The following is a 25,400-nucleotide window of genomic DNA, read 5'->3' as shown; positions in this document are numbered from 1 at the left end:
GGAGCCCGGAGCGGGCTCCCACGGTCGACGGCTCAGCCGGGCATCTTGGCGTACGAGCCGGTGTCCACGTCGTCCGACACCTTCTCCATGGTGTTGATGCTGACGTGCGGCCACTTGATCCGGCCGGGCCCGCCGTCCCGGCGCGGGAAGAAGTCCAGCTGGACCACCTGGACGTACTGGAGACGCAGCCGGGTGCTGCCGTCCGGCTCGCCGATCTCCTGGAGGAAGAACGTCGCCTTCATCTCCGAGGCGTTGGCCTGCTTCACGATGAACGGGATGTTGCTGATCCCGGCCCGCTCAACAGTGGAGTCGAACTCCAGAACCGTGGTCTGAATGATGTTCACCCCCTGGTTGGCCGCCGTGAGCAGCGCGGTCGGGTCGGTCGGGTCGAACAGGTTCAGGAACGGGTTGTCGTGGAAGTGCTTGTAGGCCGCCAGGTACGGGCTGTTCAGGTCCTGGCTGACCCCGATCGGCAGGGAGTTGACCGCCGGGATGGCGGGCGCGCCCGGGGTGATCTGGAAGTCGCCGAGCGCGAGCACCGCGTCCCCGTGCGGGATGGTGGCGAGCCGGGCGATCCGCGGACCGCCCTGTTCCACGCCGTCGAGCAGGTTGAGCAGCAGCCCCGGCTCGTGGTGGATCGGCAGGTCGGGACGGCCGGCCAGCCCGCTCTGCGGGAAGTCGTCGGCGACGGCCTGGGCGATGGCCTGCTCGTAGTCGATGGCCACCAGCGTCTGGTCGCCCTTGATCGCGCCGATCTCGATGCCACGGTTGGGCACCGCCTTGTCGACGAGCTGGAACTTCAGTTCCTCGTTGTACTGGTTGACGAGCAGCCGGAACGGTGGCCCGCCGGCCCCGTCGGGTGGCGTGAACGGCAGAGCGATCATGTTCCAGCCCCGCCCCGGCAGGCCCGGCTTGTTCGCCCAGGTGCCCGGCAGCAGCCGGAACGGCCCGAGATCCGGGTCGCCGGTACGCGCGGGCTCGAGGTGCCGGCCCTCGCGTTCGAGACGTTCGATGTTTGCGGCACTGGTCACGGAAGGCAGCCTTTCCGAACAGTCGACAGCAAGGTCGAGAAAAGAGCCGAGCAAATCCCGGCTTCCCTCCAAAGGACCGGTTCCGCGTTTCTCAGATACCGGCGCGGCCGGAAGAATCACCAGGTCAGAGCCGATCAACCCACTCGGTCAGGAATGATCGGCTGATATGCCCTCACCGTTTCGGGGCGGGCCTTCGATAATGGACCTCGTGACCGGCCGGGAGACATCTCAGATGCCGGGGCCGGCGGCCGAAACATCAGCGGTGATCGCCACCCCGCCGGATCAGCCCTCGGTACGTGACCAGCTGATCACGCGCCTCCAGGAGCTGGAGCTGCTCACCCCGAAGAACTTCGAGGGAGTGTCGGCCCCGGCCGCGGTCGTCGAGTTGCAGGCCCGCCACCACGGGTACGACGACCTGGTCCAGCGGGCGCAGCTGATCCTCGCCGACGTGGCCGGGCGCCGGGGCGACATCGCCGAGCAGGGCCGGGTCGCCAAGGCGGTCACACTCTGGGCCGAGCAGCACGACGACGACGTCCTGCTGGCCCGCGGCCACCGGTTGCAGGCGATCTTCTACCGCCGGCTCGGTGACAGCGCGCAGGCCCTCGCGCACGCCGTCACCGGGCTCCAGCACGCCGAGCACCTGCCCGAGCGGCTCCGCTGCAGCCAGCTGATCACGCTGGGCCTGCTGCTCGACCTGAACGGGCAGTACCAGGAGGCGGAACGCCGGTTCGGTGAGGCGCTGCTGATCGCCGAGAAGAACGACGACCCGGATCAGGCGCTCACCGTCATCAACAACATGGCGTTCACCGCGTACGAGAACGAGGACTTCGACACCGCCAACGACCTGGCCCGGCAGATGCACACCATCGCCACCGACCACGGCATCCGGCTGGACGGGCTCTACCTGGACACCCTCGCCCGGATCTCGATCATGCAGGAGCGCTACGACGACGCCGAGGCCACTCTCCAGCCGGTCCTCGACGACCCGGAGGGCCCGCTGCTCAGCGAGGGCGACAGCCTGCCCGAGTGCCTGCTCACCCTGGTCGAGATCTACCAGGGCACCGGGCGCCCCGACCTCGCCGGGCAGACCCTCGACTGGGCCGGCGAGGTCTGCGACCAGCGCGGGCTCGCCGCGATCGCGGCCCGCGTGCACCGGGCCCGGGCCGAGTGGCACGCCGGCGCCGGGCGGTTCCAGCAGGCGTACGAGGAGTACCGGCTCTACCACGCCCGGTCCGAGGCGCTGCACTCCGCCGAACGCGAGGCCCGCGCCTACGCCATGCAGGCGGTCTTCGAGGCCGAGGAGGCACGCCGGTCGTCCGAGCGGTTCGAGGCGCTGGCCTACCAGGATGCGCTGACCGGCCTCTACAACCGGCGCTACGCCGACGAGCGCCTGGCCGCCGCGGTCGCCGCCGCCCGCCGCAACGGCGAGCCACTGTCCGTGGCGGTCGTCGACGCCGACCACTTCAAACGGATCAACGACCAGCTCACCCACGCCGCCGGGGACGCCGTGCTGCGGGAGCTGGGGGCGCTGCTCCGCGGGTTCGTCACCGGCTCCGAGATCGCCGCCCGGCTCGGTGGGGAGGAGTTCCTGCTGCTCCTGCCGGGCGTCGGCGCGACCGCGGCCCAGCATCGGTGCGAAACCCTGGCCGCGATGGTACGGACGACCGACTGGACCGGGCTGGCCGGCACACTGCCGGTGACCGTGAGCATCGGCGTGGCCACCCACACCGAAGGGCCGGTCACCCCGGATCTGCTGCTCGACCGGGCCGACCGCAGTCTCTACGCCGCTAAGCACGCGGGCCGGGACAGGGTCAGCGCGGGCTGACCCTGTCGGCTCCGGCCGTGAGCGGGTAGCCGTACCGAATGATTCGCAACGCGGCCGCAACGCCGCCGGAAACGTCCCGCACCGCCCGGCCGGGACCGTCTTCTCATGACCGTGACGCCGCACGCCTGCACCGACAGCGACTACGCCGCGCTGGGGGTCGTCCCGCGCTGGACCGATGCCTTCGGCATCGTCCGCGGAGTCGCGGACCGGACCGGGGAGACCCTCGCCGCGCGTTTCCGGCGCGACACCCCCGGCGCCGACGTCGTCATCGCGACGCCGGGCCGATGGCATCCCCGGCTGTACGGCAAGGTCGAACTCGAGGACGGCGGCGTGATCCGCGCCGACGGATTCGTCGACCGGCCCGGCTACCACCGTCTGACCACCGACGACGGGTCCACCCACCTGGTCCTGGCCGCGCCCGAGCAGCTCCCGCAGCCGCCGCGGACCGGTGGGCTCGCGGTGCAGCTCTACGCCGCGCGCAGCCGCGACTCGTGGGGCATCGGCGACTTCCGCGACCTCGCCCTGATCGCCCGGTCGGCCGCCGCCCGCAAGGCGGGGGTGCTGATGGTCAGCCCGGTGCACGCGATGGCCCCGGTCGCCCCGGCGATGAACTCGCCCTACAGCCCGGCCAGCCGCCAGTGGCTCAACGTCCTGCACATCGCGCCCGGTGACGCGCCGGGCGCGGAACGCATCGACCTGTCCGACCTGGCCCTCGCCGGCCGGGCCCTGAACGCCCAGCGGCACATCGACCGCGACGCCGTCTGGAAGATCAAGACCGCCGCCCTGGAACGGGTCTGGACGATCACCCGCCGCGACGAGCCGGCCGAGTTCCAGGCGTGGGCCGACGAGCGCGGCGCCGACCTGATCGCCTTCGCCACCTGGTCGGTGCTGGCCGAACTGTACGGCGGCGACTGGCGCAAATGGCCCGACCGCTACCGGCACCCGCAGAGCCAGGCGGTCACCGTGTTCACCGCCGCGCACGCCGACCGGATCCGCTTCCACATGTGGTGCCAGTGGGTGGCCGACCGGCAGTTCGCGGTCGCCTGCCGCAGCGGTGTCACCGTCTGCGTCGACGTGGCGGTCGGGTTCGACTTCGGGTCAGCCGACGCCTGGCAGCACCAGGACCTGCTCGCCTTCGACTTCGAGGTGGGCTGCCCGGCCGACCCGTGGAACCGGGAGGGCCAGCGCTGGTCGCTGCCGCCGTTCGACCCGTCCCGCCTCGCCGCGGCCGGGTTCGCGCCGTTCACCGCACTGGTCCGGGCCGGGCTGCGGCACGCCGGGGCGCTGCGCATCGACCACGTGATGCAACTCTGGCAGCTGTTCTGGGTGCCCGTCGACGGCGGCGTCGACGAGGGCGCCTACGTCAGGTATCCGGTCGACGCGCTGCTCGCCGTGCTGCGCATCGAGGCCTGCCGGGCCGGCGCGTGGATCGTCGGCGAGGACATCGGCACGGTCGCCGCCGAGGTCCGGGAGACGATGGCGTCGATCGGGATGCTCGGCTACCGCACCGAGATGGGCCGGTTGTCCCGGTTCAACCCGGCGAACTCGATGGGCGCCGCGAGCACCCACGACCAGGCCACCATCGCCGGCATCCTGACCGGCTCCGACGAGACCGACATGGAACGGATCGGGAAGGCGTACGATCCGTCGTTCGTCGCCGGGACCCGCCGTGACCTGTGCGAACAGGCCGGGCTCGACCCGGCCGGGCCGTTCGGGCCGGAGCAGGTGCACGCGGCGATCCTGGCCGAATACCGGGAGCTCGCGGCCAGCCCGTCCCGGGTCGTGGTCGCCACTCTCGACGACGCGGCCGGGGTCAGCGAGCGGCCCAACATGCCGGGAACCGTCGACGAATACCCGAACTGGCGGATCGGCCTTCCGGCACCCGTCGAGGAGCTGCTGGCGACGCCGCTGGCCCGCGAGGTGCTCGCTACGCTGGCGACCCGTCCGGACTGACGTCCTCGCCCGCCTTTTCCTCGCCCGCCCGCGCCTCTTCGGAGGCGCGGGCGGTGCCGTAGACGATGCCTCCGGCGCCGGCCAGCATTCCGGTCAGCCGCAATGCGGCGATCAGATCAAGATCTCCCCATCCGGTACGGATGACCGCCGCGTCGAAGATCAGGTCGCCCGCATCGCCGTATGGGAGCGGGGCGGACAGTATCCCCAGGTAGACGACGGCCAGTGCGGCCACCGCGAGCAGCAGCCCACCGGCGGCGACCGCACTGCCCGCCACATCCGCCCTTTTCACACCTTCTGATCGGTTTGTCCCGTCTCCGCCGACGGTCGCACGATAGGCGCCGAACACCGCCGACCCGATCGCGAGCACCGCCACCGCCAGCGGGAATCCGACGGCCACGAGCAGGCCGCCCGCCGCCCCGTCCCGTTTCTGGGCGGCGACGGCCAACGCCAGGTCGGCGCCCGCGACGATGATCAGCAGCGAACCGACCGCGGCAGCCACGACCACCGGATCACGCCGCCGGGACTCCGCCGGCGCCTGTTCCGCCGGGGCTGGCTCGGACGCGGTTCCCGCGGTCAGCGCCCACAGGAACGCGGCGGAGGCCAGCAGGACCGCGACGGTGGTCAGCCATTCGTCGGCGACCGCGTCCCGCACGAACGAGCCCGCGCCGCCGGCCGCCGGTTTGAGCAGCTGCGGGCCGACGACGGGCGAGGTCAGCATGTCCGGGACAGCGACGGCGACCGCGAGAACCGCGATGCCGGCGAGCAGCGACCACCGGACCCGGCGGACCGCCTCGTGCCTCGCGGCGACGAGGACACCGAGCGCGCCCAGCGCCAGCACCCCGGCCTGAGCCGCGAACTGGTCCGCCCCGAACAGCGCCGCCACGATCGCGACCGAACCGGACGCCGCAGCCGTCAGGAGAACCGGTCGCGAGTTCTGCACGCGGTGATCATCGCAGACCGGTCAGGTCAGGGTCGCGGCGCGCTGCTCGGCCTTCCGGATCAGCTCCCGCACCAGCGTCTCCGAGCCGTCGGAGTTCTCCCACCCGAGGTCGGCGACCACCACGATCGCGTCGTTGACCCGGGACAGCGCCGCGTAGTGATTGACGGTCGCCGGTTCCTCATCGGCATAGGAGAACCGCTGACCGATCCGGACCAGCATCGAATCCCCGCTGGACTCGATCACCTCCCACCTGTGCTGCCCCTCGCCGAGCCCACCGGGGCACTTCTGCAACGCGGCGCCGACGTCCTTGAACTGCTCGGCCGCTCCCCCGGGCCGGTGCCGCCCGACGAACTCCACCACCACACTCGGGGTGCTGGCCTCCTGCCGACCCGGAACCGCGTACCGCACCGCCACCGCGTCCGTCCGGGAACCGTCACTCGGATAGCGCTCCTCGCCACACGGCCGCAGCGGCCGCACGTGCGAGAACTGCCCCTGTTCCAGTGGCTCCGCCGACACCCCGCCGACATCCTCCGGCTGCAGCAGCGCCGCTGCCGGGATCCCGGTCGCCGCCGCACTCGCGCCCGGCTCGACCTGGACACTCGTCTCCGCGGCCGGACTCGTCGTCACGACCGGATCGGCGGCCGAGGTGCACGCCGTCAACGAGACGCCCAGAAGCCCGACACTTGCCGCGAACCACATCGATCTGCTCTGCATCCTCGATCACTGCCCGCGAAACCGCTCCCCCACACCCCGTCGGCACGACGACCGGCTGCGCGCTCGATCTGGGGCACTCCGACGAGGGCGACGGTGATCACATTTGCCCTTTTTGAGCGATTGGCCGACGAACGCGCCGATAGTTTTCAAGTCGGATACCCGTACGCGGAAAGAAAGCTGTTTCGTTGTTTCAGTCGCTCCTCCAGTCCACCGAACCGATCACGATCGTCGCTGTCGGCCTCACGCTCTGCGCGGTCGTCGCGACGCTGCTGCGGCGCAAGGTCAAACCGGCCGTCGAGCTCACCTGCCGTGCGCTGCTCGCGCGGGTGCTTCCGCACCTGCCCGGACCGGTGCGACGAGTGGCGCGACGATGCCGTGACCGGTTCGGGGCCGCGCCGATGGAGACCGTCCGCTCGGTGCTGGTCACCGCGGCGGCCGCCGGCATCGCCTGGACCGCGGCGGACACGCTCAACCTGGTCGGCCCGGTCACCGCGGCGATCTCGGCGACCCTGTCGGTGCAGCTGAGCTCGCACGCCTCGGTCCGCGAAGGGGCACAACGACTGGTCGGCACCCTCGCCGGGATCGCGGTCGCGGTCGTCGTGTGGAGCATGTTCGGCATCGACGAGTGGGGCATCGCGGTGATCGCCGGCTGCGGCCTGGCCCTGGGCCGGCTGCTGCGGCTCGGCGACAGTTCGGCCACCGTTCCGCTGACGTCGCTGGGCATCCTGGTCGGCGGCACCGCGGTCACCGAGGCGTTCGTCTGGCAGCGGGTCGCCGCCACGGTCCTCGGCATCGTCGTCGGCATGATCGTGTCACCGCTGGTCAGCGGCATGACCCCGCTGGAACGCGCACGCGGCCGGCTCGCGCACCTGTCCACCGAGATCGCCGCCCTGCTGGGCCGTCTCGGCCAGGGCGTCCGCGAGGGCTACGACCGCGACGAGGCCGCCGCATGGCTGGCCCGTTCCCGCGAACTCGACGAGGACCTGGCCGACGCGGTCACCGCCGTCGACGAGCTGACCCGGCAGGCCCGCTGGTCACTGACCACCCCGGTGGCCCGGGTGACCCCACTCGACCAGACCCTGCGCGCCCTCGAACACGGCGTGCACCAGGTCAACTCGGTGGCCCGCTCGATGTTCGACGCGGCCGCCACCCCCGGCGCCCCGGGCGTCCCCGCGCAGATCGGCCAGGTCCTGGCCACCGCCGCCGACGCGTTCACGGCACACGCCACCCTGGTCGCCGACCGTAACGCCGACGCCGGCCGCGGCACCGGCAACCTGCACGAACTCCTGAACGGCCTCCGCGAGGAACGCCGCCGAACCCTCCGCACGGTCCGAACCGAAGTCGACGACACCGGAGTCCTGGTCCTGACCGGCTCGATCATCACCGACATCGACCGGATGGCCGGCTCCCTGGAACGCTCAGCCCCGGCCCTCTCGGTAGGCGTCCGAGAGCCGGGCCCAAGCATCCCCGCGGTCTCCGAGGTGCTCCCCGCAGTCCGCTTGATCTGGGAGAAGGCCTTGAGCCGCTAACCCCGCCGGCACACTGCGCCCGATCTTGCACGATTGTCCAGGCGCGGTGAGACACCGGACCGCAAAATGTCGTATTCGCTCAGATTCGTCCCCGCGCCCGACCTCGCAGATCTTGCACGGTTCTCCATGCTTGCGGCGATCTTGCACGATTCTTCACGTCTGGGTGTGATTTATCGTGCAAGATCCACTGCGCCGGGGAGACCTTGCAGCTTTCTACACGCTGGGACGCGGAAAGGACTGCAAGATCGGCGCGAGGGTGAACATTCGTGCAAGATCCACGGACGAGGGGCAACGAGCAACGAGCAAGGGGCGACAGGCGGCGGGCGACGGACGGCGGACGGCGGGCGACGAAACGGCGGACGCCGGGCAACGGACGGCGGGCGACGAAACGGCGGACGACGGGCGACGGGCGACGGACGGCGGGCGACGAAACGGCGGACGGCGGACGGCGGGCGACGAAACGGCGGACGCCGGGCAACGGACGACGGGCGACGGACGGCGGGCCGTCGCGGCCGAGCGGCAGGCAGCAGGGCGCGGGGGACGGGGTCAGCGTTTGCGGCCTACGGCTGTCCAGACGTTGATGTCGGAGCGGTCCGGGATCACCGCGCCGGGTTCGGGGCGCCACTCGCTCGCCGGGACCACTCCGGGTTCCACCAGTTCCAGGGTGTCGAAGAGGGCGGCGAACTCGTCCCGCGGCCGCGTCCACACGTCGGACCGCCCGGTCTCGACCAGCTGCTGGTAGAGGGCCTGCTGCTCGGGCGTGCCGAAGTCGGAGGTGGCGTGCGTGGCGACGAGGAAGCTGCCGGACGGCAGGGCGTCCAGCAGCTGCCGGACGATGGGCTGGGCGGCCCCGTGGCCGTGGATGAAGTGCAGGACCGCGATCAGCATCAGCCCGACCGGCTGCTTCAGGTCGAGGGTCTCGTGCAGGACCGGATTGGCGAGGATCGCCGCCGGTTCGTTCAGATCGGCTTCGATGTAGGCCGTCCGCCCTTCCGGGCTGCTGTTGAGCAGGGCACGCGCGTGCACCATGACCAGCGGATCGTTGTCGACGTAGACGATCCGGCTCTCGGGTGCGTGCCGCTGCGCCACCTGGTGGGTGTTGTCGGCGGTCGGCAGCCCGGTTCCGATGTCGAGGAACTGCCGGATTCCGGCTTCCTCCGCGAGGTACCGGGTGGCCCGCTGAAGCAGGGCACGATTGGCGAGGGCGCCGTCCCGTACCTTAGGAAAATGTTTTTGAAGCTCGTCGCCGGAGGCCCGGTCGGCGGCGAAGTTGTCCTTGCCGCCGAGCCAGTAGTTGTAACGCCGGGCCGGGTGCGGCTGGGTGGGGTCGATGCCCCGGGCGGCGGCGGTCCTGTCATCCACGCCGCTATTCAACACGCACAGTGAACCTCGCGCTAGATCCACTATGGTCGTGATCGTGGAACTGTTCGACGGCATCAGCGGTGTGGCACGGATCGGGCTGGGTCTGGCCGCGGTGGGCCGTCCCGGTTACATCACTCTCGGCCGGGACCGTGATCTGCCGTCCCGCACGGTCGAGGCGATGCGGGAGAGAGCACATCAACTTCTCGATCAGGCGTACGCCGCAGGCGTGCGCTATTTCGACGTGGCCAGGTCGTACGGGCGGGCCGAGGAGTTCCTGGCCGGCTGGCTGCCGGGGCACGACGACGCGATCGTGGGCAGCAAGTGGGGTTACACGTACACCGCGGATTGGCAGGTCACCGCCGAGACGCACGAGGTCAAGGACCACACCGTCGCGACGTTCGAGCGGCAACTCGGCGAAACCAGGGCGCTGTTCGGTGACCGGCTCGGGCTCTACCAGGTTCATTCGGTCACCCCGGACAGTCCCGTGCTCACCGATCGTGAGCTGCACCGGCGGCTGGCCGGGCAGGGCGCGGTGGTCGGGTTGTCGACGAGTGGGCCGCGGCAGGCCGACGCGATCCGGGCCGCGTGCGCGATCGAGGTCGACGGGGTGCCGCTGTTCCGCAGTGTGCAGGCCACCTGGAATCTCCTGGAAACGAGCGCCGGCCTGGCCCTGGCCGAGGCGCACGCGTCGGGCCGGGCGGTGATCGTCAAGGAGGCGCTGGCCAACGGCCGTCTCGCCGACCGGGACGAGGCAGCGCTGGCCACCGCGCTGCGGCAGCCGTGGGCGACGATCGTGCTGTCCGGGGCGGTGACCGGCGAGCAGCTGGCGTCGAACCTGCGGGCGGCCGCCACCGAGCGGGACAGCCCGCCGGCGCCGGAGCCGGCCGGGGACTACTGGGCGGCCCGGTCGCGCCTGCCGTGGACGTGATGGTGGGGGCGGGTGGCCGTACCAGAAGACGGGTTTGACCTTGCAGCGCTGCAAAAAAGTCCAAACGGATTTCAGGTATGTGCCGGGCCGGTCACGTTCCACCTGTTGGCGTGCGGTATGACATCTCCATGACTGATACGGATGCACGGCCGCCGGCCGGCTTGCGCGAAGCGATCGACGAGGGCCAGACCGCTCTCGGGATCGAGTTGGGGTCGACGCGGATCAAGGCCGTGCTGACCGGACCGGATCATGAGGCGATCGCGGTCGGCAGTCACGACTGGGAGAACCAGTTCGTCGACCGGACCTGGACGTATTCCCTCGAAGCGGTGTGGGCGGGTCTCCAGGGCTGTTTCGCCGCGCTGGCCGCCGACGTCCGGAACCGGTACGGCACCGAGCTGCGTTCGGTCGGCGCGCTCGGCGTCTCGGCGATGATGCACGGCTACCTCGCGTTCGACGCCGAGGGTGAGCTGCTCACGCCGTTCCGCACCTGGCGCAACACCAACACCGGCGACGCGTCCGAGCAGCTCAGCGAGCTGTTCGGGTACAACATCCCGCACCGCTGGAGCATCGCGCACCTGTTCCAGGCCGTCCTGAACGGTGAGGAGCACCTGGGCCGGCTCGCCCACCTGACGACGCTGGCCGGCTACGTGCACTGGAAGCTCAGCGGCCGGCAGGTGCTGGGGGTCGGCGACGCGAGCGGCGTGTTCCCGATCGACGTGACCACCGGCGGCTACGACGCGCGGATGCTGGCCCAGTTCGACGAGCTGGCCGCCGGGCGGGTGCCGCTGAAGCTGGCCGACCTGCTGCCGGAGGTGCTGCCCGCGGGCGAGGCGGCCGGCACGCTGACCGAGGCCGGCGCGCGGCTGCTCGACCCGAGCGGCACGCTCCAGCCGGGCGCCACGCTGTGCCCGCCGGAGGGCGACGCCGGCACCGGCATGGTGGCGACCAACTCGATCGCCCGCCGCACCGGCAACATCAGCGCCGGGACCAGCATCTTCGCGATGATCGTGCTGGACGGTCCGCTGAGCCGGATGCACCCGGAGATCGACCTGGTCACCACGCCCGCCGGTGACCTGGTGGCGATGGTGCACTGCAACAACGGCGCCAGCGAGCTGAACTCGTGGGCCGGCCTGTTCGCCGAGTTCGCGGCGGCGCTCGGTGCTCCCGCTTCCAGTGGGCAGGTCTTCGAGACGCTGTTCAAGTCGGCGCTGACCGGCGCACCCGACGGCGGCGGGCTGATGGCGTTCAACTACCTGTCCGGGGAGCCGATCACCAAGCTGCACGAGGGACGGCCGCTCTTCCTGCGGGAGCCGGGCAGCTCGCTCACCCTCGGCAGTTTCATGCGGACCCAGCTCTTCTCGGCGCTGGCCACTCTGCGGATCGGCATGGACGTGCTGCAGAAGGCCGAGTCGGTGCAGCTGGACAGCATGTTCGCGCACGGCGGCCTGTTCAAGACCGAGGGTGTGGCGCAGAAACTGCTGGCGGCCGCGATCAACACGCCGGTGTCGGTCGGCAACCTGGCCGCCGAGGGTGGCGCGTGGGGCATCGCGGTGCTGGCCGGCTTCGTGACCGCGCGGCAGCCGGGGCAGAGCCTGGCCGACTTCCTGAACACGTCGGTCTTCGCCGGCGCGCAGCTGGACACGGCAGCGCCGGAGGCGGAGGACGTCGCCGGTTTCAACGCGTTCATGCAGCGGTACGTGGCGGCGCTCCCGGTCGAGCAGGCCGCGGTCGAGCACAGCTGACCCGGGTGGTGGCCCTCTCCACGGAGGGCCACCGTCCGTCTCAGCCGGTCAGTGACGGGCGGCCGCGATCTGCGGCCAGGACTTCGGCTGCGCGGGCACGGCCAGAGCGCTCACCCCGAGGTCGGGACGGCCCGGCGTGTACAGCCACGTCTGGAGGAACGCGTCCAGGTCGACACCGGAGATCCGCTCGGCCAGCGCCTGGAACTCGGGCGTGGTGCCGGCACTGAACTCCTTGGCGTCGGTCCAGGCCCGCAGGATCGCGGAGAAGTCCTCGTCGCCGACGAGTCTGCGCAGGTGGTGCAGGGTCAGCGCACCACGGTCGTAGACGGCGCCGTCGAACAGGTCACCCGCGCCCGGGTCGCCCGGCAGCACCTGCCAGAACGCACTGTCAGCCGGATACACCGTCCCGTAGACGTAGTCGGCGATCTCCTCGGCGGTCCCCTCACCCTGATCCTCGGACCAGAGCCATTGGGCGTACGTCGCGAAGCCCTCGTTGAGCCAGATGTCCTTCCACTGGCCGACGGAGACCGAGTCGCCGAACCACTGATGCGCCAGTTCGTGCACGACCAGCGAGTTGTTCGAGCCGCGGATGAAGCTGCGCCCGTCGTACACCGGCCGGGTCTGGGTCTCCAGGGCGAAGCCCTGATCTCCGGCGCCGGTGACCACGCCGCCGCGCGCGCCGAACGGATAGGGCCCGAAGAGCCCGGCCAGCCAGTCGGTGATCTCGTCGGAGCGCTCGACGCTGGTCTTCGCCGCGGCGGCGGTGGCCGCGTCCAGCCGCGTGTTGTACGCCGTGACGATCGGGCTGCCGTCGGCGGACGTGTCCTGGTAGGTGTCGAAGTCACCGATCGCCAGGAACGTCAGGTAGGTGGCCTGCGGTTTGTCCTGCCGCCACGACCAGCGGCTCCAGCCGTCGAAGGCGGGCGCCGCCCACCTGGTCGGGGTGCCGTTGGAGATCGCCTCCACGCCGTCCGGCACGAGCACCGACACGTCGAAGCTGGCCTTGTCGGTCGGGTGGTCGTTGCTCGGGTACCACCACCAGGCGATCTCCGGCTCGTTGACGGCCAGGGCGCCGTCCGGGGTCCGGTTCCACGAGGTGAAGCCGGCGGCGACGACGTTCGACGGGATGTCGTCGTACTCGACGACGATCGTCAGCGGGGCGCCCTTGGCGATCGTGCGGGCCGGGGTGACGACCAGTTCGTGATCGCTCTGCTTCGCGAAGGCAGCGGCCCGGTTGTTGACCCGCACCGACTTGGTGGCCAGGGCGAAGTCGAGGTTGAACCGGGACAGGTCCTGGGTGGCCGACGCCAGGATGGTGGTGGTGCCGGTCAGCCGGTCGGTGTCGGGGTAGTAGCGCAGCCGTATGTCGTAGTGTGCGACGTCGTATCCCCCGTTGCCGTATTCGGGGTAGTAGACGTCGCCGGCGCCGGCGCTCCCGGGCGCGGGTACGGCCTGGGACGCGGACGGAACACCGAGGACGACGGCCAGGGCGGCCGCCGTCACGGTGACTGTTCTGCGGAGCAAGGGTGTCTCCCTTCACGGAAGGTTTCCGATCGGGGGAAACGTACCAATGCATTTAAAAGAATCTATGAACGGGTGGTACGGCGGACAGCTTCGGAAAATCTCGCGCGCGACCGATCAGTTCGGGTGGGCTCGCCGGTCTGCACCGGTACCGACTGAAACGAAGGATCTGATCATGACCGTTGTAGAAGGCGCTCCCGCCGTGCGTTTCCACCGGACCCTCTGGGCGTTCCAGGGGCTGCTCGGAGTGTTCCTCATCGTCGCGTCTGCGGCGCCCAAGCTCGTCGGCGAGGCCTACGCCGTGCAGACGTTCGAGGACATGGGTGCCGCGACCTGGTTCCGCTACTTCATCGGCGTCGTCGAACTCGCCGGCGGCGTCGGGCTGCTCATCCCCCGGCTCGCCGGGCTCGCCGCGATCGGGCTGGCGTTGCTGATGGTCGGCGCCACCATCACCCAGCTGTTCATCCTGCACAACGGCGCTCAGGCGCTGACCCCCGTGATCATCTTCGCGATGTGCTGCTTCATCGCCTGGGGGCGCCGAGCCTCGATCCCCCGCCCGTCCGGCCGCTGACCGGTCAGCCAGGAGTTGCGGCTCGGGCGGTGGCGGCTCGGGTGAACTGGTCGTCGAAACGGCGTGGGAACGGGAGCATCAGGTGCTTCGCCCGCCAGGGGGCCAGCTGCCGGACGGCGTTGAATCCGGCCGCGGTGATCACCCGGTCCGCGGCCGGGAACAGCGGCCACGCCGGGTACAGCGAGACGTGCTCGACGTCCACCGGCAGTCCGGCCGGGCGGGACGGGGACACCAGGACCAGCCGGGGGTGGGCGTCTTCGGCGGCAGCGCAGTCTCGTGCGTACCCGATGAGCTCTTGAATCTCCGGCAGCGGCCCGGAGTGCACGATCAACCAGGCGCCCTCAAGGGCGTCGCGCGAAGGCGGGCACGGTGGGTCGGTCAGGGTGAGCGGCGCGCACCGGCCGGTGAGGTGCGCGCGGTGGGCCGGGGTCAGGTCCTCCAGCAGCCAGGTCTCGTCGAAGACGATCGGTTCGGCGGGCAGGATCCGCTGGTAGGCGTCCCAGCGCAACAGGCGGGCCAGGTGGACGGTCCGGGCGCCGGACGGGACCGACGCCGCCGAGAGCTCGCCGTCTAGCCCGGCCGGGAAGGCGTCGACCACCAGGGTCGACGGGCGCAGCGACGGCAGAGCGGCGGCCGGCAGCAGCCGGTGCGGGCCGCGGACCCGCGAGTCGGCGGTGAACGCCGACGCGGTCAGGATCGTCGCCGTCTCGCCGGGATGGCAGGTGTGCAGGTAGGCGCGGATGCGGGTGAGATGCCCGAGCCCGCCGCCCTGCACATAGCAGGCGATCACTTCACGGATTCCAGGACCTTCAGGTAGCCGTCGGTTTCGCCGGTGACGCCGAACCGGTCCCGGACCCGCCGTGCGCCCGCCGCGCCCAGGGCGGCCAGGGCGGCGTCGGTGGCGGTCGCGGCCCGGTGGACGGCGGCCCGGCAGGCATGCGGGTCGCCGGCCGGGAACCGGAAACCGATCTCGTCGTCGACCAGGTCGGCGAGGCCGCCGGCGTCCGAGGTGAGCAGCGGGATGCCGAGGGCGGCGGCTTCCAGGGCGACGTTCGGCAGGCCGTCGTAGAACGACGGCAGGGCCACCAGGTCGCATGACGCGTAGACGGAGAGCAGCTGGTAGCGGTCCTGGAACGGCAGGACGGTGTGCGCGACCGCGGGATGCGCGGCCAGCCATTCACCGATGCCGGGCTCCAGGTCACCGGCCAGGATCAGGTGGAAACGGTCGTCGGGCAGAGCATCGAGCAGCAGCCGTACGCCCTTCTTGTTCTTGAGCTGCCCGATCACCCCGATCGTGCGGTGGTGGGCGGCCACGTGAGCGGCCCGCCAGGTATCGGCGGCGCGCTGTTCGGACGGCAGGATCCGCCACTCGGCGGTGTCGATGCCGTTGGCGACCCAGGTGACCGGGACCTCCGGGGCGAGGGCGGTGACCTGAGGCGCCGTGGACGCGGCGACGACACACACGTGCGCCGACGAGCGCAGCGCCTCCAGGACGACCGGCTGCCGGCGCAGCGAGAACACACCGGTGTCGAAGTCGTTGCCGCGCAGCAGCGTGACCAGGGGCAGGCCACCCCACCGGGCGTAGACCGGGGCGGCCAGCATCGGGTAGGTGCCACCGAACGCGACGACGTGCGTGTAGTCGCCGATCTCCGGTTCGAGGACGGTCCAGAGGTGGCGCAGCGCGTGTTCCGGGTCGTCGGTGAGCGGCACCGTCCGCAGCCCGGCCTCCCGGTGATGGGAGGTGCGCCGGCTCAGGTGCACGACGTCGACGGGGACGCCGGCGGCACGCAGGCCGCGGACGATCCGATCGCAGGAGTTGGCCATGCCGCCGGGGCTGGGTGGATGGTTCTCGGTCACCCAGAGCAGGCGCATCAGCTGTCCACCAGGGCGTCGTCACCGTCGTCGAGGTAGTCCTGGGAGGCGCCCGCGTTCGGGTCGAACGCGGCCCGGTCGTAGGTGTCGAAGCTGGTGTACCAGACGGCGTCGGAGTACTGCTCGGACGACCGCTGGCGGTAGGACCGGCGACGCCGGGCGGCGACCGCGGCCGGGTGGCTGAGCTGGTTGCGGGCCGCCGCACACTCCGGGCACTGGCCGCCCTCGGCGATGTGGTCGGCGCAGATCGCCCGCCCGCACGCGGGGCAGCCGGCGACGGCCATCCGCCCGCACTTGCCGAGGGTGAAGAAGCCGGTGGTGACCGCGCACGGTGTCATGCTGCACTCCAGCGGAACGGTTCGGTGGCCACGGTCAGGATCCAGTCGACCTGCTCGTGGGGGCTCTGCGGTTTGCGGGTCACCTTGGCGGCGGCGGTCACGCTGCGGCGCGGGCCGTCGCGGACCACCGTCTGGATCCAGCGTGGCGGCGGGGAGCCGGGGCGTTGTCCTGGTGTGCCCGGGGGCAGCTTCCGCCGTACTTTAATGATCTGCACCTGTTTGGTCTTGCGTTTGATCTTGGTCTTGCCGCGCGGGTTGCGTTTGGTGACCTTGCGGGTCCGGACGCGGTCGACGACCAGCACCTCCAGGACGCTGCCGTCCCGCAGGTCGGCGCGCAGCCGCAGCCACGGATCGATGCTCCAGGTGTCGGTGGCCGACTTGACCGGCGGGCGAACCGGCAGCTCACGTGGCGGATGGCTTTTGCCCGGCGCCTCGTGGCCGCGCAGGTCGGCGGTGACCGTGAGGGTGCCCTTGCGGCCCAGGTCGGTGCTGATCTCGGCGATCAGCGGCACGATCACGTCGAGCATCCGCGGCGGCAGCGCCCATTTCGAGCGGCTGACCAGACCGGCGTGCCGGTGCAGGCTGGCGGTCAGCGCCGCCCAACCGTCGGCGGGCTGCGTCGCGGTGAACCCGCGCTCGTGGATGAGCGCCTGGTGCAGCGGATGGAATCCGGCGATCGCGGCCTTCTGCTTGCGCCAGAAGAACATGACCGGAACCTATCAGTGCCCTGCTACCAGGTCATAGACACCGGACAGGCGGGATCGCGCGTGTTTCCAGGTGTACCCGTCGATGATCTTCTGCCGGGAGCGTTCGCCGAGGTCACGGCAGATTTCCGGATATTCCAGGAGCACCCGGATGGCGCGCGACAGCTCGGCCGGACGATCCGGCGGCACGAAACGGCCCAGATCACCCAGAACCTCGCGGATCACCGGCAGGTCGGAGGCGACGACCGCGGTGCCGGCCGCCATCGACTCCCACACCTTGATCGGGCTGCAACCCTGCTCCAGGTTGCGCGGGGTGGCGGTCAGCGGCGCCACCGACAGCTCGGCGTGCGCCAGCCAGCCGGCCACCTCGTCGTGCGGGAGCTGGAAACGCCAGGTCACCGGGATCTTGAGATTCTCGGCCAGGCGGACCAGCGGCCGGGCCCGGGACGCCGCCACCGACGAGCACACCACGAGCGACAGATCGGTCAGGTCGGCCAGCCGGGCGAACGCCCGCAGCAGCACGTCGACGCCCTGCCACGGTTGCAGCGCGCCGACATAGACCACATACCGGCCCGGCGCATCGGGTGGGCGCGGCACGTCGGCCGCCACCGGATCGGCGCCGTTCGGGATCAGATGCACCCGGTCCGGCGGCACACCGCGTTCGGTCACGGCATTCCTGATCTGGTACGACGGAACGACCACCGCCTCGGCATGACGCAGACAGTGCTCCTCGAGCCCACGAATCTTCGCCAGCGTCGACGGGGCGGCCATCGGCCACGCGTAGGGCAGCTCGATCGACGGCAGCCCGTTCGCCTCGTACACCAGTTTCGCGTTCGTGGTCAGGGCCGGCAGCGCGCCCCACGGGTCACGGACGTGACAGATCTCCAGGGTGTCCAGGTGCGCGGCGAGCCGGTCGGCGGCCCAGGTGGAGAACGCCTGCGCCCGGTCCAGCAGGTTCGGCACGGCCTCGGTGAACCGGACGATCTCCACGCCGTTCTCCCGCTGGTAGGCGGGCAGGTCACCACCGCCCAGCACACACAGCAGGCCGCCGCCGTGGCGTTCGAACAGCTCGGCCGCCATGTGCCTGATGTGCACTGCCGAGCCCTTGGCCGACGGGAACCTGTCGAACGCCAGATACGCCGCGCGATGCCCGTCGCTCATGACCTTTCCCCCTTTTCCGGCTTTTCGGGCCTTCCGCTATTCGGGCCTTCCGCTCTTCGGGCCTTTCCGCTTTCGGGGCTTTCCGCGCCGTCCGGCTCGGGCGCTTTCACCAGCTGCGCTTTCGGTCGCCCGGCTCAGACGCCGTCACCGGCTGCGCTTTCGGCGGTGCCAGGCGATCTGTTCGGTCAGGCCCTCGTCCAGGTCCGTCGTCGCGGTCCAGCCGAGCAGGTCGGTGGCTCGGACGGTGCCGGCCCAGGTGCGGGTCACGTCGCCCGGGGCGGGATCCTTCGGCACCAGCGGCGGCGGGGCGCCGAGCAGCGTACCGATGCGATCGAGGGCGTCTCGCAGGCGGACGGTGACCGGATGGCCGACGTTGAGGATCGTGCCGTTCGGCAGCGGCGTGGTCGCCGCGCGGATGGTCGCGTAGACGACGTCGCCGACGAACGTGAAGGACCGGCTCTGGCCGCCGTCGCCGTAGAGCGGCGCCGGCGAGCCGGCCAGCCCGGCCTCGATGAACCTGTGAAACGCCATGTCCGGCCGCTGCCGCGGGCCGTAGACCGAGAAATACCGCAGGATGACGACGTCTCCGGCAACTCGCCGCGCAAGATTCTCGGCGTCCGATTTCGATCGCGCGTACGGGCTACGCGGGTCGATCGGGTCGTCCTCGGTGCAGGGCCGGTCGGCGTCGCCGTAGACCGAGGAACTGGACGCCAGCACGAAGCGGGGCCGGGTGGCCGCGCACGCGTCGAGCAGACGTGCCGTGGCGGTGACGTTGTCACGCTCGGTGTCGGCCGCCCCGGACCCGAACGAGGTGCGCACCCCGGGGCGACCGGCCAGATGCAGGACGGCGTCCGCGTCGGCCAGCGGCGCCAGATCACCTGTGACCAGATCACAATCGGTCACGGTGATGCCGGTCCGGGCGAGCTCGGCGAGGTTGGCCGGCGAGGCGCCCCGCGACCGGGCGTCGACCGCCAGCACCTCGTGCCCGGCGGCGGCCAGCGCCTGGGCGAGGTGACTGCCGATGAAGCCCGCCGCCCCCGTGACCACAACCCGCACAGACGCACTGTAATGGCTGCCCGAACTGGCACGGTCCGGTCATCCCCTGTCCGCGCCGGTCCCGGAATGCCAGTCTCGATGCAGCACACGGAGTCTGGGGGTGTCCGGTGTACCGAGAGCATCGACGGCAACGCGAGTCACGACCGGTGTCGAGCCCTCCGTCACCACCCCTGACCAGCCTCAACGAACAGGTGCCGGCCGACTCGCTCGGCGGTTACCTGCTGCGGAACCAGCCGGCGCCCCGGGCGACCGGGCTCGGCAGCTCCCTGGCCGCGTGGCTGCTGCGGCCCCGAGACCCGTCGCCGTCGACGGCCTCCTCGTCGTCGCCTTCGCCCCGCTTCCCGCTGGACCGGGTCGTCGACGCGCACGGGCTGGAGGTGGAGAGCCGTCCGGACCGCGTCTACCAGCGGCGATGGCCCGGAGCGGCACGCGCCGACGAGGTGCGGCCCGACTACCACGGGGTCGGGAGACTCCAGGTCGCCACCCACGCACACGGCGGGATCAACACCTCGGGGCTCGGGCTGATGTTCCCCGCGCACACCGTGCACGCGCGCAACTCGACGGCGGTGGTCGTCGGGAACAACTGCGAACTCACCCAGGTCGACCACGTACACATCCGGCAGGCGGTGATCGCCGACGACGACGCGCTGCGGTCCCGGCAGGTCGCCAGGATTCTCGAGAAGGCCGAACCCGGGAAGGACAACAGGCGGGTGGTTCGTGCGCTGCGGGCCGCACTGGCACGGCTGGCCGAGCGGCCGGAGGAGAAGGGGCCGGTGCAGGCTTCGCAACGGCTTCGGGCGGACTGCACCGCGGAGATCTACGACTGCGAGTCGGTGCAGCTCGGCGACGATGCGATGACCCGGCTCGACTCGCACTACGTCGTCGAGCGCACGGTGATCCCGGCCGGGGCGCTGCTCGCCGACAGCGCGGAGCTGGCCGCCCGGTACGTCGAGGTCATCGCGGGGACGGACCCGGATCCGGGCGCGCTCGCCGGGTTCCTCTGCGACCTGGTCGGGGCCGCTTCGAACGCTGAGGACGACAACATTCTCGGGTACGCCGACGGGCTGCCCCATCAACCGGCGACCCTGCTCGGGCTCTTCGGGATGTCCGAGGTCGACGGCATGACCAGCATCATGATCGGCACCGGCAACCAGCTGCACGCCGAACTCGACCTGACCACGGCGCGGCTGAACCTCGCCGACTCGCTCACCGACCGGCTCAGCCGGCATCGCGAGGACCTGGAGGCCGCCTCCCCCGAACCCGTTCCACCGGCTCAACCCCGGCCGCGCCCGCGCCGCCGCCCACCCATCGTGACCCCCGTCGATGCAACCGCGCCTCCACAGCCACGGCCGCACCCACGCAGCCTGGCCCCCGACGATATGGCCGCGCCTCCACAACCGTTCCCGCGCCCACCCGACGTGGGCTTGGAGAATGAGATCGACAGGGGGTGGTGGGCTTGAGAATGTGGCTGACCGCGGGTGGGTTCGCGGTGGCGTTCGTGCTGGCCGGGGTCTTCTTCGGTACCCGGGATTCGCTCGGCGACGCCGATCAGTTCGCGAGCATCGGCAGCTTCCTGCTCGCCCTGGTCACGCTCGGGGCGACCGCGGTGATGGCGCTGCGCCGCCGGGCCGCGGACGAGACCCCGCCCGCCAGCGGCAGCCGGATCACCGTCAACGACGTCCACAGCAGCGGAAACCTTCAGATCGGCGACGGTACGACGGCCACGATGACCAACAACTACTACCCGAGCCCGCCGGAGCGGTCGGCGGCGCCCGCCCCGCCAGAGTCGCCGGGCGCCGGGGGTTGATCGTTCAGCGGCGGTTGCGTGGGTGGTTCTTGGCGGCGCGCTCGTTGCCGTGCCGGTAGTTGCCGGTCAGGCGGGCCATAAGCTCCTGCGGGTCCTCGTTGTCGACGTCGGCCAGGAAACGTGCCGCTTTCGCGCCGCGCAGCACTCCGGCTGGGCGGCCGTGATGCAGCATCTCCACGTCGCCGTTCTTGCGTATCCGGTAGGTGAATCCCTCGGGAGCGTTCGTCACCGGCGGATCCTCGCCCACTCAGGTCGCCCGGCACCAGCGAATTAGCACCTCAGCCGAACTTCTGCGTGCTCTCGTCGGCCGTCCACCTCGCCGCGCGTGGAATGCGATCGGGTAGCCGTACAGCTGAAAATGCCTTTGCTGGTGGGCAGGATGACCGGATGCCGCGGTGATGGCCGGAGGAACTGCCGGTCGCGGCCGCACTGGCCGTCGAATCCAGCCGTCCTCGGCACCCCATCGTGTGGATGCGCGGGGTCGCCGTCGGCGATCGGCTGGTGATCGTCTTCGGTCAGGTCCCGGCAGGGAATCGGCATGCGGCGGCTGTGGCGGCTGGGAAGATGTGTCGATGCGTGCCGTGGTGTTCGATGAGATCGAGGGTCAGCCCGAGGTTCGGGAGGTGCCGGATCCGGCGCCGCCGCCGGGTGGGGTGGTGGTCCGGGTGATGGCGACCGGGCTGTGCCGCAGCGACTGGCACGCGTGGGCCGGCCATGACGAGATCACGTTGCCGCACGTGCCCGGGCATGAGCTGGCCGGGGTGGTGTCGGCGGCCGGTGCGGGCGTCTCCCGGTGGGCGGTCGGGGACCGGGTCACGGTGCCGTTCGTGTGCGGGTGCGGGCGCTGCTCGTGGTGCCGTAGCGGACAGGCGCAGGTGTGTCCTGACCAGCAGCAACCCGGGTTCACGCATTGGGGGTCGTTCGCGGAGTACGTCCTTCTGCACGCGGCCGACGTCAACCTCGTGGCCGTTCCGGATCAGGTGGGGTTCGAGGCGGCGGCGGGGCTGGGGTGCCGGTTCGCCACGGCTTTCCGGGCGCTGGCCGGCCGCGCGAAGGTCACCGAAGGCGAATGGGTGACCGTCATCGGCGCCGGCGGGGTGGGGTTGAGCGCGGTGATGATCGCCCGCGCCCTGGGTGGCCGGGTGATCGCCGTGGACCGCAACCCGGCGGCGCTCGCGGTCGCAGCGGCCCTCGGGGCGGAGCACACGCTGCTCAGTTCACCGGTTCCCACCGGCGCCTCGCCCTCCGCGGCCCTTTCCGCCACCGGCGCCTCGCCCTCCGCGTCCTCTTCCGGCCCGCCCGCCGTCGGCGCCTCGCCCGCCGTACCCCTTTCCGCCGCTGGCGCCTTGCTCTCCGTGTCCCCCTCCGGCCCGCCCGCCGTCGGCCTCTCGGAGCCCGTTGTCAGCGTGCCGGATGCTGTCGCGGAACTCACCGGCGGCGGAAGTCACGTCTCGGTCGATGCGGTCGGTGGGGAGCAGACCTGCGCCGATGCCATCCTCAGCCTGCGCCGGCAGGGCCGGCATGTGCAGGTCGGGCTGCTGCCGCCGGTCGGCGGGCATCCCCGCGTGCCGATGGCCCGGGTGATCGGCTGGGAACTCGACGTCCTCGGCAGCCACGGCATGGCGGCGGTCGACTATCCGGAGATGATGGCGCTCATCGCCGAGGGCCGTCTGGAGCCGCAGCGACTGATCGAACGGACCATCGGCCTGACCGAGGCGGCCGCCCTGCTGCCGGTCTTCGAGCGAGCCAGCGTCGCGGGCATGACGATGATCGACCCGCGTCTCATTTGATGTTCGCTCCCTATTTGAAGGCCACTCCCCCGTACATGTAGACGGCCGCGTCGTCGACGCCCTTGTCGGCGTCGACCGGTTTCCAGTGGTGCACCGGAACCACGCCCGGCTCCACCAGGTCGAACCCGCCGAACAGCGCCTCGACCCCCGCCCGGGTCCGGGCGATGACCGGCACACCGTTCTGGTTGTAGGTCCGGACCGTGCCCGCACCCGCCGGATCGTTCTCGACTGTGACCGCGGACAGCGCCAGCGCACTCCCGGCCGGAAGCGGCGCCATCAACTGCCCGATGATGTCCAGCGCCTGATCGTCATCGATCACGTGCTGAAGCACCGCGATGATCGTGAGCCCGACCGGCTGGGACAGGTCGAAACCCTTGGCCACGGCGTCGTCCCGGAGGATCGTCTCCGGCTGGCGCAGATCAGCGTCCAGGTAGGAGACCGCACCGGTGCCGACCGGGGTGAGCAGTGCCCGGGCGTGCGTGAGGACGAGCGGGTCGTTGTCCACGTAGACGACTGTCGCTTCCGGAACGATCCGCTGGACGACCTCATGCAGATTGGGCGAGGTGGGCAGCCCGGTGCCGACGTCCAGGAACTGCCGGATCCCACGATCGGCCAGGAACCCGACGACCTTCGCCATGAACCTGCGGTTGGCCCGCATCGAGATCGGCAGCGCCGGTGTGTGTTTCAGGATCTCCTCGGCCACCCGCCGGTCGGCCTCGAAGTTGTCCTTGCCACCGAGCAGGTAGTCGTAGATCCGTGCGGAATGTGGTCGATCGGTCTGGAGATCGCCGGGCGGCATGGAAGCTCCTCGAAACGTTCAGCGGGGCTTTAACTTGACATACCGGGCATCACTCTCGCTACCCCGCCCACCCCCGTCCCGTCTCGTTCCGGTGCTCGCCGCTTCCGGGTCCACCGGTTACCAAGCCGCAACAATTGATAGACGTCTGTGTTACTCGGCAGCGAAAGGCTCGGGCCATGAGTAACGGGGAGCTCACACGCCGCCGCTTTCTCACATCGGTCGGTGTCACCGGCGGCGCCGGCGCCCTCTTCGCCACGATGGGAGCGCTCGGGCACGCCCCAACCCGCGCTCCAACCCCCGACTTTCAGGCGCCGCAGCTGGCCGACTTCCACCTGACCGGCCGCGGTGCACGGCGGGTCGTCATCCTGGGCGGTGGCATCGCCGGGCTCACCGCCGCCTATGAGCTGGGCAAAGCCGGCTACGACTGCACCATCCTGGAAGCCCGCGACGTGACCGGCGGCCGCAACCTGACGATCCGCGGCGGCCGCACCGAGACCGACCTCGACGGCCACACCCAGCGGGCCGACTTCGCGTCCGGCACCTATCTCAACGCCGGCCCGGCCCGGATCGCGCAGTGGATGGTCACCCTCGACTACTGCCGCGAGCTCGGCGTGCCGATCGAGCCGTTCGTCAACGCCAACGCCGACACGCTGATCTACAACGAGGCGGCCGGGGCACCGGTCCGGTTCCGGACTGCAAAGGCCGACCTCTATGGGTACGTGTCGGAGCTGCTCGCCAAGGCCACCGACCAGGGCGCGCTCGACAGTGTGCTGACCGGCGAGGACAAAGCCCGATTGTTGTCCTTCCTGGAGGACTTCGGTGACATCGGGGGCGAGCACCATTACGTCGGGTCCACTCGGCGTGGCTTCGCGTCGTACCCCGGCGCCGGCGAGGACCACGGCACGCCACTGCCCGGCCCGGCGTCGCTGTCCGACGTGTTCGCCAGCGAGGTCGGCCGATATCTCAGCTTCGAGTTCGGCTACGACCAGGCGATGATGATGTTCCAGCCGGTGGGTGGCATGGACCGGGTCGCCGCCGCCCTCACCACGAAGGTCGGACAACAGCGGGTGCGCCTCGGCGCCCAGGTCCGGAACGTCACCACCCGGGCCTCCGACGTGACAGTCACCTTCCGTCAGGGCGGCCGGGACCAGTCGATCACCGCGGACTTCTGTATCGCCGCCCTGCCGCCGAACGTGATGGCCCGCATCCCGCACAACCTGGGTGCGGACATCACCGCGGCTCTCGGCGCTTTCCTGCCGTTCGCCGCCGGCAAGATCGGCCTGGAGTACCGGAGCCGCTGGTGGGAGAAGGACCTGCGCATCTACGGCGGCGGCACCCAGACCGACCTCGACATCGGCCAGATCTGGTACCCGTCGTACGACTTCCACGCCCAGCGCGGCGTGCTGGTCGGCTACTACAACTTCGGTGAGGCGGCCGAGGCCTACGGCGCCCTGCCTCCGGCCGAACGAGCAGCCCGAGCCGTCACCCAGGGCATGAAGATCCACGGCTCGAAGTACCGCACCGAACTGGCCTCCTCCTTCTCGGTCGCCTGGGACCGCACGCCTCACCTGGAGGCCGCCTGGAACTACGCCCCCTGGGACGACAGCACCGCCTTCCGCCTGCTTCTGAAGCCGGCCGGCCGCGTCTATTTCGCCGGCGACTGGCTGTCCCAGGCGGTCGCCTGGCAACACGGGGCTTTCCTCTCCGCCCGTGCGGCGGTGACCGCCCTGCACAAACGAGTCCTCAACGCCTGACCC

The 25,400-nt window shown here is 70.9% G+C and carries 23 protein-coding genes; 10 read left to right on the top strand and 13 right to left on the bottom strand.

Annotated elements, in window-relative coordinates:
* Positions 1-32: 32 nt before the first annotated feature.
* Complete coding sequence (locus AB0E94_RS39295) at positions 33-1,031, bottom strand: heme-binding protein (RefSeq protein ID WP_360337059.1); 999 nt, start codon at positions 1,029-1,031, stop codon at positions 33-35.
* 208 nt (positions 1,032-1,239) lie between these two features.
* Between AB0E94_RS39295 and AB0E94_RS39290 the strand changes: the two genes are divergently transcribed.
* Together AB0E94_RS39290 and malQ are read left to right on the top strand one after the other, a co-directional pair.
* Complete coding sequence (locus tag AB0E94_RS39290; protein ID WP_360337057.1) at positions 1,240-2,856, top strand: diguanylate cyclase; 1,617 nt, start codon at positions 1,240-1,242, stop codon at positions 2,854-2,856.
* Between the two features lie 105 nt (positions 2,857-2,961).
* Positions 2,962-4,809, top strand: coding sequence for a 4-alpha-glucanotransferase (gene malQ, locus AB0E94_RS39285; protein WP_360337055.1), 1,848 nt, complete (start codon positions 2,962-2,964; stop codon positions 4,807-4,809).
* On the opposite strand, the gene AB0E94_RS39280 is transcribed toward malQ, so the two are convergent.
* Entirely contained in the window at positions 4,784-5,749 is a 966-nt protein-coding gene (locus AB0E94_RS39280; protein ID WP_360337053.1) for a hypothetical protein, read from the bottom strand. The two genes, malQ and AB0E94_RS39280, sit on opposite strands and share 26 nt — an antisense overlap.
* A 21-nt stretch (positions 5,750-5,770) precedes the next feature.
* Positions 5,771-6,463, bottom strand: a complete 693-nt coding sequence (locus AB0E94_RS39275) for a hypothetical protein (RefSeq protein ID WP_360337051.1) — start codon at positions 6,461-6,463, stop codon at positions 5,771-5,773.
* A 185-nt stretch (positions 6,464-6,648) separates the two neighbouring features.
* Here AB0E94_RS39275 and AB0E94_RS39270 point away from each other — a divergent pair, with 185 nt between their 5' ends.
* Positions 6,649-7,992, top strand: coding sequence for an FUSC family protein (locus AB0E94_RS39270; RefSeq protein WP_360337049.1), 1,344 nt, complete (start codon positions 6,649-6,651; stop codon positions 7,990-7,992).
* A 546-nt stretch (positions 7,993-8,538) separates the two neighbouring features.
* Here AB0E94_RS39270 and AB0E94_RS39265 read toward each other — a convergent pair.
* Positions 8,539-9,354 (bottom strand): SAM-dependent methyltransferase, encoded by an 816-nt coding sequence (locus AB0E94_RS39265; RefSeq protein ID WP_360337047.1) that lies wholly within the window; start codon positions 9,352-9,354, stop codon positions 8,539-8,541.
* Between the two features lie 55 nt (positions 9,355-9,409).
* On the opposite strand from AB0E94_RS39265, the gene AB0E94_RS39260 reads away from it, so the two are divergent.
* Both AB0E94_RS39260 and AB0E94_RS39255 read left to right on the top strand, forming a co-directional pair.
* Positions 9,410-10,282: an aldo/keto reductase gene (locus AB0E94_RS39260; RefSeq protein WP_360337045.1), complete on the top strand. Its 873-nt coding sequence runs from the start codon at positions 9,410-9,412 to the stop codon at positions 10,280-10,282.
* Positions 10,283-10,410: 128 nt separating this feature from the next.
* Positions 10,411-12,024 (top strand): FGGY-family carbohydrate kinase, encoded by a 1,614-nt coding sequence (locus AB0E94_RS39255; RefSeq protein WP_360337043.1) that lies wholly within the window; start codon positions 10,411-10,413, stop codon positions 12,022-12,024.
* Positions 12,025-12,072: 48 nt separating this feature from the next.
* Here AB0E94_RS39255 and AB0E94_RS39250 read toward each other — a convergent pair whose 3' ends face one another.
* The gene (locus AB0E94_RS39250; protein ID WP_360337041.1) at positions 12,073-13,548 is read right to left on the bottom strand and encodes a M1 family metallopeptidase; all 1,476 of its coding nucleotides are present in this window, start codon (positions 13,546-13,548) and stop codon (positions 12,073-12,075) included.
* A 172-nt stretch (positions 13,549-13,720) separates the two neighbouring features.
* Between AB0E94_RS39250 and AB0E94_RS39245 the strand changes: the two genes are divergently transcribed.
* Positions 13,721-14,116 carry a DoxX family protein gene (locus AB0E94_RS39245; protein WP_360337039.1) on the top strand — a complete coding sequence of 132 codons (396 nt, stop codon included), beginning with the start codon at positions 13,721-13,723 and terminating at the stop codon, positions 14,114-14,116.
* A gap of 4 nt (positions 14,117-14,120) precedes the next feature.
* Here the strand turns inward: AB0E94_RS39245 and AB0E94_RS39240 are convergent, their stop codons facing one another.
* The 6 genes from AB0E94_RS39240 to AB0E94_RS39215 all read right to left on the bottom strand — a co-directional run bounded on the left by AB0E94_RS39240 (position 14,121) and on the right by AB0E94_RS39215 (position 19,247).
* Entirely contained in the window at positions 14,121-14,906 is a 786-nt protein-coding gene (locus AB0E94_RS39240; protein WP_360337037.1) for a hypothetical protein, read from the bottom strand.
* Positions 14,903-15,988: a glycosyltransferase family 4 protein gene (locus tag AB0E94_RS39235; RefSeq protein WP_360337035.1), complete on the bottom strand. Its 1,086-nt coding sequence runs from the start codon at positions 15,986-15,988 to the stop codon at positions 14,903-14,905. The genes AB0E94_RS39240 and AB0E94_RS39235 overlap by 4 nt, the downstream gene beginning before the upstream one ends.
* Positions 15,988-16,326 (bottom strand): hypothetical protein, encoded by a 339-nt coding sequence (locus AB0E94_RS39230; RefSeq protein ID WP_360337033.1) that lies wholly within the window; start codon positions 16,324-16,326, stop codon positions 15,988-15,990. Before AB0E94_RS39230 ends, AB0E94_RS39235 begins: the two co-directional genes overlap by 1 nt.
* Positions 16,323-17,033, bottom strand: a complete 711-nt coding sequence (locus tag AB0E94_RS39225; RefSeq protein ID WP_360337031.1) for a hypothetical protein — start codon at positions 17,031-17,033, stop codon at positions 16,323-16,325. The genes AB0E94_RS39230 and AB0E94_RS39225 overlap by 4 nt, the downstream gene beginning before the upstream one ends.
* 12 nt (positions 17,034-17,045) lie before the next feature.
* Positions 17,046-18,191: a glycosyltransferase gene (locus tag AB0E94_RS39220; RefSeq protein WP_360337029.1), complete on the bottom strand. Its 1,146-nt coding sequence runs from the start codon at positions 18,189-18,191 to the stop codon at positions 17,046-17,048.
* Positions 18,192-18,335: 144 nt separating this feature from the next.
* Complete coding sequence (locus tag AB0E94_RS39215) at positions 18,336-19,247, bottom strand: NAD-dependent epimerase/dehydratase family protein (RefSeq protein WP_360337027.1); 912 nt, start codon at positions 19,245-19,247, stop codon at positions 18,336-18,338.
* A 146-nt stretch (positions 19,248-19,393) separates the two neighbouring features.
* Between AB0E94_RS39215 and AB0E94_RS39210 the strand changes: the two genes are divergently transcribed.
* Both AB0E94_RS39210 and AB0E94_RS39205 read left to right on the top strand, forming a co-directional pair.
* A complete protein-coding gene (locus tag AB0E94_RS39210) occupies positions 19,394-20,707 on the top strand; it encodes a hypothetical protein (protein ID WP_360337025.1) in 1,314 nt (437 codons plus the stop codon).
* Positions 20,704-21,054: a hypothetical protein gene (locus AB0E94_RS39205; protein ID WP_360337023.1), complete on the top strand. Its 351-nt coding sequence runs from the start codon at positions 20,704-20,706 to the stop codon at positions 21,052-21,054. Before AB0E94_RS39210 ends, AB0E94_RS39205 begins: the two co-directional genes overlap by 4 nt.
* 4 nt (positions 21,055-21,058) lie before the next feature.
* Here AB0E94_RS39205 and AB0E94_RS39200 read toward each other — a convergent pair whose 3' ends face one another.
* The gene (locus AB0E94_RS39200) at positions 21,059-21,283 is read right to left on the bottom strand and encodes a hypothetical protein (RefSeq protein ID WP_360337021.1); all 225 of its coding nucleotides are present in this window, start codon (positions 21,281-21,283) and stop codon (positions 21,059-21,061) included.
* 343 nt (positions 21,284-21,626) lie between these two features.
* On the opposite strand from AB0E94_RS39200, the gene AB0E94_RS39195 reads away from it, so the two are divergent.
* Positions 21,627-22,844, top strand: coding sequence for an alcohol dehydrogenase catalytic domain-containing protein (locus AB0E94_RS39195; protein WP_360337019.1), 1,218 nt, complete (start codon positions 21,627-21,629; stop codon positions 22,842-22,844).
* 10 nt (positions 22,845-22,854) lie between these two features.
* Here the strand turns inward: AB0E94_RS39195 and AB0E94_RS39190 are convergent, their stop codons facing one another.
* Positions 22,855-23,643, bottom strand: a complete 789-nt coding sequence (locus AB0E94_RS39190) for an SAM-dependent methyltransferase (protein WP_360337017.1) — start codon at positions 23,641-23,643, stop codon at positions 22,855-22,857.
* A gap of 176 nt (positions 23,644-23,819) precedes the next feature.
* On the opposite strand from AB0E94_RS39190, the gene AB0E94_RS39185 reads away from it, so the two are divergent.
* Positions 23,820-25,397 carry an FAD-dependent oxidoreductase gene (locus AB0E94_RS39185; protein WP_360337015.1) on the top strand — a complete coding sequence of 526 codons (1,578 nt, stop codon included), beginning with the start codon at positions 23,820-23,822 and terminating at the stop codon, positions 25,395-25,397.
* Positions 25,398-25,400: the final 3 nt, after the last annotated feature.

The sequence above is a fragment of the Actinoplanes sp. NPDC026670 genome, assembly GCF_040638175.1.
Classification (GTDB): Bacteria; Actinomycetota; Actinomycetes; order Mycobacteriales; family Micromonosporaceae; genus Actinoplanes.
This window is presented reverse-complemented; position numbering and strand designations above follow the sequence as displayed.

What these genes read in the sequence shown, in the direction of transcription:
- malQ (WP_360337055.1), top strand. Translation starts at nt 2,962, where the DNA reads ATGACCGTGACGCCGCACGCCTGCACCGACAGCGACTACGCCGCGCTG.
- AB0E94_RS39275 (WP_360337051.1), bottom strand. Translation starts at nt 6,463, where the DNA reads ATGCAGAGCAGATCGATGTGGTTCGCGGCAAGTGTCGGGCTTCTGGGC.
- AB0E94_RS39255 (WP_360337043.1), top strand. Translation starts at nt 10,411, where the DNA reads ATGACTGATACGGATGCACGGCCGCCGGCCGGCTTGCGCGAAGCGATC.
- AB0E94_RS39245 (WP_360337039.1), top strand. Translation starts at nt 13,721, where the DNA reads ATGACCGTTGTAGAAGGCGCTCCCGCCGTGCGTTTCCACCGGACCCTC.
- AB0E94_RS39235 (WP_360337035.1), bottom strand. Translation starts at nt 15,988, where the DNA reads ATGCGCCTGCTCTGGGTGACCGAGAACCATCCACCCAGCCCCGGCGGC.
- AB0E94_RS39230 (WP_360337033.1), bottom strand. Translation starts at nt 16,326, where the DNA reads ATGACACCGTGCGCGGTCACCACCGGCTTCTTCACCCTCGGCAAGTGC.
- AB0E94_RS39225 (WP_360337031.1), bottom strand. Translation starts at nt 17,033, where the DNA reads ATGTTCTTCTGGCGCAAGCAGAAGGCCGCGATCGCCGGATTCCATCCG.
- AB0E94_RS39220 (WP_360337029.1), bottom strand. Translation starts at nt 18,191, where the DNA reads ATGAGCGACGGGCATCGCGCGGCGTATCTGGCGTTCGACAGGTTCCCG.
- AB0E94_RS39195 (WP_360337019.1), top strand. Translation starts at nt 21,627, where the DNA reads ATGCGTGCCGTGGTGTTCGATGAGATCGAGGGTCAGCCCGAGGTTCGG.
- AB0E94_RS39190 (WP_360337017.1), bottom strand. Translation starts at nt 23,643, where the DNA reads ATGCCGCCCGGCGATCTCCAGACCGATCGACCACATTCCGCACGGATC.
- AB0E94_RS39185 (WP_360337015.1), top strand. Translation starts at nt 23,820, where the DNA reads ATGAGTAACGGGGAGCTCACACGCCGCCGCTTTCTCACATCGGTCGGT.